We start from the raw sequence: 4,692 nt of genomic DNA, 5'->3' as shown, positions 1-4,692 counted from the left end.
ACGCTGTTGAGTTCTCAAGGAACGGACGCTTCCTTCGTACTCACCCTCTCGGGCTTTCCTCCGGGCTTTCGTTCTTCGTTTCCGACTCTATCAGACTCTTTTGTGTCCGATTCCCGGTCGAAGCGGGTTTCGCTTTCCAGGAACTCGCTTTCGCGTTTCCCTTTCCGGCGAGACCGACTCTATCAGAAGTTTTCCACCGGATTTCCCGGCTTCAGATTCCTGAGGGAGGAGTCGACTGCACACCCGAGGAATCAGATTCACCGGGTGTGAGGATCTTGCTTGTGGGTTGTCGCCGAACTCTTCCGTTCCAGGCAACCGCTACATCCTACAACCTGCGCCGACGGGTGTCAAAGGTCGCCGCCGTACCCCTCTGCAGGCACCGTCCAGGCCTGCCTCCTGCCCGGCCCCGCCTGCTGTTCGGCCGCCCCGCCCCCGATCACCCGCGGGGCCCGCGGGGCGCCGGCCGTTCTACTGAACGAGTCCATGTCCGGCGGTGCCGGACATGGACGGCCCTGGCCTTGTGCGACTGGCTGGCCGCCGGGCGATGCGGGTGTCCGCGGCCTGGCTGACCGGGTTGCTCCACCGGTACGGGTTTCAGGGAAGGAGAACGCGGGACACGAGGGAGGTCAGTGCCGGCTATGAAGCCGTTGAGGACTTCCGGCCGGTACTGGAGGCGCTTGAGTCGGTTGCGGACGAGGGCTTCCCGGTGGTCGACGGCCATGACGGCGAGGTTGGCCAGGCTGCGTTTGACGTGCGTGCGCCTGCACACTCCACTCGGCCGGGTTCAGGTCGGGCGAGTAGGCGGGCAGCAGGAACACCGTCAGCCACGACCGCTCGGCGATCAGCGATTGCATCTGGGGGGAGACGCGCCTGTTCAGCCGGTCCCAGACCAACACGATCGGCGCATTGACGAGCTGGTGGACGCCTTCGATCAGCACGATGAAGTCGCGTTCACCCATGCTGCGGCGCTTCCCCGGCCTGCGGGGTGGCTGCGCAGCCGGGTGTGGGAGCCGCGGCGCACGATCAGCCCGGCCACTGAGAGGCGCCCCGAGCGGCGCCCGCTGACCGTCACGACAGGTGTGCGGCCGCTCGGCCCCGGTGCGTCCTTTGGGCGGCCGCCGGGTGAGCCCGCCTCAGGGCTCTAACGAGTCAAGTCCTCGCCTGTGAGTTCGCGGTTTCCCCATTGGTTCCAGAGCGTCTGGTGCCAGTCGTCGGCATTGGGGCCGGGCGGCGTGACCAGTGGCACCGGACCCGGGCTGGTCTCGATCAGGTGCAGCAGCGAACAGGCGACGCCGTAGCAGTCATCGGGGCCAAAGCAGGCAGCCAGGGCTTGCGCCTCGTCGGCTGTGACGGGCGCGGAGATGGCTTCAAGTTGTTTGACTCGCCGGTCGATCTCCTCCTCGTCGGCGTCCCAGTCGGGGAGGGGGCCAGCGGCGACGAACGTCTGAACTTCGGGTCTCATCTGCGAATGATTGACTGCTGTGGGCGACGTCAGCAAGACGCGTTGCCGCAGGTCAGGCGGCTGCTGTCAGTCGCAGAGGGCGGTGAGGGAAAGGCAGCCAGTTCGTCGAACCGTTCGCCGTGCTCGAAGCAGTAGTAGAGCCTGAAGAGGTGGCGGCATTCAGACGGTCGTTCTTCACCCAGCGGCGGGTGATGCTCGACTTCTTGCCTTCTTGCCGGAGGCCAGTGTGATGGGCGAGGCGTCGGCATACGCCTGCAGGCCGCGGGCGTCGGCGAACCGTTGCCGGTCGTCGCCGATCTCGGCGAGCACCCGGGCGCCGAGCTGGGTGCCGAGGCCGGGGAAGCCGAGGATGGTCTCAGCCTCCGGGTGCTGAGGGGATGCCTCGGCGAGGTTGTCGGCGGCGGTGCAGGCGACCGGCCTCCAGTTGGACCAGGAGGGCGAGCATCTGCTTGCCGAGCGCGTCTTCGACCAGCTGCGGCTGGTGGGACCACTCGGTTCGGAAGATTTCACGCAGCCGCTCGGCGCCGGCGGCGATGCCCCGCTGACGACCGGCCCGCTTGAGCGTGAGGCGAGCGGCCTTGGCCGGCGTCGGGGCCAGCTTGAGGAGCTGGTGGGCCTCGGGCCGGCAGAGCCCGTTCTTCCACGATTCGACGGCCGCGAGAGCGGCTGCGTAGTACTCGTGCAGCAGGGAGCGGAGCTGGTTGGCGATCTGCTGCCGGTTCCAGGTGGCGTCCTGCTGAGCGCGGCCGAGGACGGCGACGGCGCGGGCCAGGTCGCTTTCCTGGGGAAGCGGCCGGTGGGCCAGCACATTGGCCAGGACCAAAGCATCTCTTGGGTCGGATTTCTTGCGCGAGACGGAGTGCCGGTCGCGGTAGCGGCGGCAGCCATCGGGTTGATCGCGAACACCTGCCGCTTGCCGGTCCTCAGCACCGCAAACGAGCAGACCACGCGAGGTCTCGATCGCGTCCGGGATCGGGGGGATTCGGTGTCGCCGTACTCGGCGAGCAAGCCCAGCATGATCTTGTAGCCGGCGGCGTCATCGGTGATGTGCTGCTTGGCTTGGTCACGAGCTCATGCGGGACCATGCAGCGACCTGATCCCAGGGCTCGACGTGAGCGTCGGTCCGCCGCCTCAGTAGCCGTTCGTGGCACCAGCTCACCCCACGGGCCTCGGTCTATGCGGGAGCTCGGTTAGCTCGGGCGTATCGAGAGGTCACCATGCAGGCAGTGCCGCTCTGGACCTAGGCATCGCAGCCGTGACGTACCCAAGCATCCGCCCGGCGTCCACGAGCGCCAACACGTCACATCCAAGGCGAGCACCAGGACCGTCCACCGATCTACGGGGAGGCCTCACGAGCCCGGGTGAAGCCCCGGGTGAAGCCAGATGTGACGCCCCTGGCGCTCGAACCGCCCACCCGGTTCTCCTCCAGCCGGTCCGCTCTCAACCACGGATTAGGCCGACTTCCGGCTCACCCGCAGACGCCGCGCGACCTCCAACGGCCCGGGCCTTCAAAGGATGGCGGCAGGAGCTGGCCGCCATCGGCATCGAACTCTTCCACCTGAGGCCCCGCGCAGCCCCGAGTTCAACGACATCAAGGGCTACCCCGAGCGCGTCCACCACTGCCGAAGCAGTCGGCAACGCCGTCGACTAGGCCCTGACCCGTCAACGTGCACGCGTCAAGGGACAGGCAGCGAACTTCGCCGAAGCCGCTTGGCCTCCGCTGCTGTCGGCGGAGGCCGCGCAGGGGGTCAGGGGCTGCTGGGCCATCGGAAAACAGGAAGCCGGGCTGGGGCTGCTCGTCGCAAGCCTCCTCGACGAGGAGCTGGCAGTCAGTGAGACGGTGCGGGCAGAGCTGGCCGCCGTCGCTCAGACCTGGAGGGAACGGGAGAACCTCACCCCGCAGATCGTCCAGTGCCGCGGAGACGGCCGAGAGGCCGACGTACAGCTCCTCGAGCCCGAGACGGCCATCAGCGGGGCCGCCATGGAGGCCGAGGGAAGAGCTGGCGGAGCTGCTCCTGGTCCCGTGGGTCACCTGTACGTGCTGTGGCCGGACTCTTACGCGGGCCCATGGCCTGGAGCCGTGGGGAGGCCTCTCGTACCTCGCCCGGCACTACGTGATCGTGTCGCCGGACCGCGACCGAGTTCTGCGCGTGTTCTCCGACGACTCCGCCTACGAGTCCTTCGCCGCCCTCCTCCACGACTGCCCGGCGACAGCCACCGCACCCGAACCCGCTCCGCGCCCGTGGGCCGACCGGATCCGGCGAACTGAGCCAGGAGCGCCTGGTCGACAGGGCCCACCAGGCGGGGCGGCGGGTCAGTCAGGTCTCGCTCGCCGGAGTGCAGCTGTGTGGCTGCTGCTTGACGGGTGCGGGCCGGATGCCCGGGCCCGGCGCGGGAGGCCGGTCAGAGGTTGACGCGCTTGAGGTAGACGCGGCTGCGGTGCGGGATGGTCTGGTACCAGAGCATCAGGTGCTCGTCCTCGTACGTACGCAGCCGCATCGGGTTCGGGTCCTCGTACAGGCTGCCGTCCTTGGGGTCGATGCCCATGGAGGCCAGGTCCACCAGGCCGTCCATGACTGCGCTCACGAGGCTTTGCTGCGCCGTCGGCATGTCTCCGAGGACCCACACCCGGCTGGGGTCGCACTCCCACGCCCAGCCGTTGTCGCTCTCGACGCCCTCGCCCCGCGGGCTCACAGACCGATTTCCCGCTGCGCCTCGGCGAGGATGCGGCTGCTGGTCGCCATCGCGGCCGTGAACTCCTGCTCCGTGGAGGCGGGGTCGCCTGCGATACGTTCTGCTTCGCGCAAGGCCGCTGCCCGCGTCGGCCAGCGGTGGATCGCGACGTGCGTGGCCCACTTGATCAGGAAGAACCGCAGGGGGTTGATCGCCCCGGTTTCGGCTGCCCGGTCGAAGGCCTCGTTGCATTCCCTGTCGAGCACGGCAAGGCTCGCCATGTCGATCCGTCGTACGGCGTCCCGCAGTGCTTCCCGCGTCATGGCCGGCTGGGGAATGAGCGGGCCGCCGTCTTCCACCTGCTGTGCTGTCATCGACTCCTCCGGGGGAACGCGGCCAGGATACCGAGCGGACTGCTGGGGTGCCGGTGAACGCAGAAAAGCCCCGCACCAATCCCCGAGAGGGTTGGTGCGGGGCTTCCCGCAATGATTGTTCGGCGGCGTCCTACTCTCCCACAGGGTCCCCCCTGCAGTACCATCGGCGCTGAAAGGCTTAGC

The 4,692-nt window shown here is 68.2% G+C and carries 3 protein-coding genes, 1 rRNA gene and 2 pseudogenes; all 6 read right to left on the bottom strand.

Features of this window, described 5'->3' with window-relative positions:
• Positions 1-613: 613 nt before the first annotated feature.
• Positions 614-1,129 (bottom strand): annotated as a pseudogene (locus tag AC068A_RS37110) (transposase); the annotation flags it as partial.
• 12 nt (positions 1,130-1,141) lie between these two features.
• Positions 1,142-1,462 carry a hypothetical protein gene (locus AC068A_RS37105; RefSeq protein WP_478590705.1) on the bottom strand — a complete coding sequence of 107 codons (321 nt, stop codon included), beginning with the start codon at positions 1,460-1,462 and terminating at the stop codon, positions 1,142-1,144.
• 207 nt (positions 1,463-1,669) lie between these two features.
• Positions 1,670-2,521, bottom strand: a pseudogene (locus AC068A_RS37100) (IS110 family transposase); the annotation flags it as partial.
• A gap of 1,344 nt (positions 2,522-3,865) precedes the next feature.
• Positions 3,866-4,156, bottom strand: coding sequence for a hypothetical protein (locus AC068A_RS37095; RefSeq protein ID WP_478590704.1), 291 nt, complete (start codon positions 4,154-4,156; stop codon positions 3,866-3,868).
• On the bottom strand, positions 4,153-4,509 hold the full coding sequence (locus AC068A_RS37090; protein ID WP_478590703.1) for a hypothetical protein: 357 nt from the start codon (positions 4,507-4,509) through the stop codon (positions 4,153-4,155). Before AC068A_RS37090 ends, AC068A_RS37095 begins: the two co-directional genes overlap by 4 nt.
• A 117-nt stretch (positions 4,510-4,626) precedes the next feature.
• Positions 4,627-4,692 (bottom strand): 5S ribosomal RNA (rrf, locus tag AC068A_RS37085); the annotation flags it as partial.

The sequence above is a fragment of the Streptomyces sp. NPDC043854 genome, from assembly GCF_056436005.1.
This window is presented reverse-complemented; position numbering and strand designations above follow the sequence as displayed.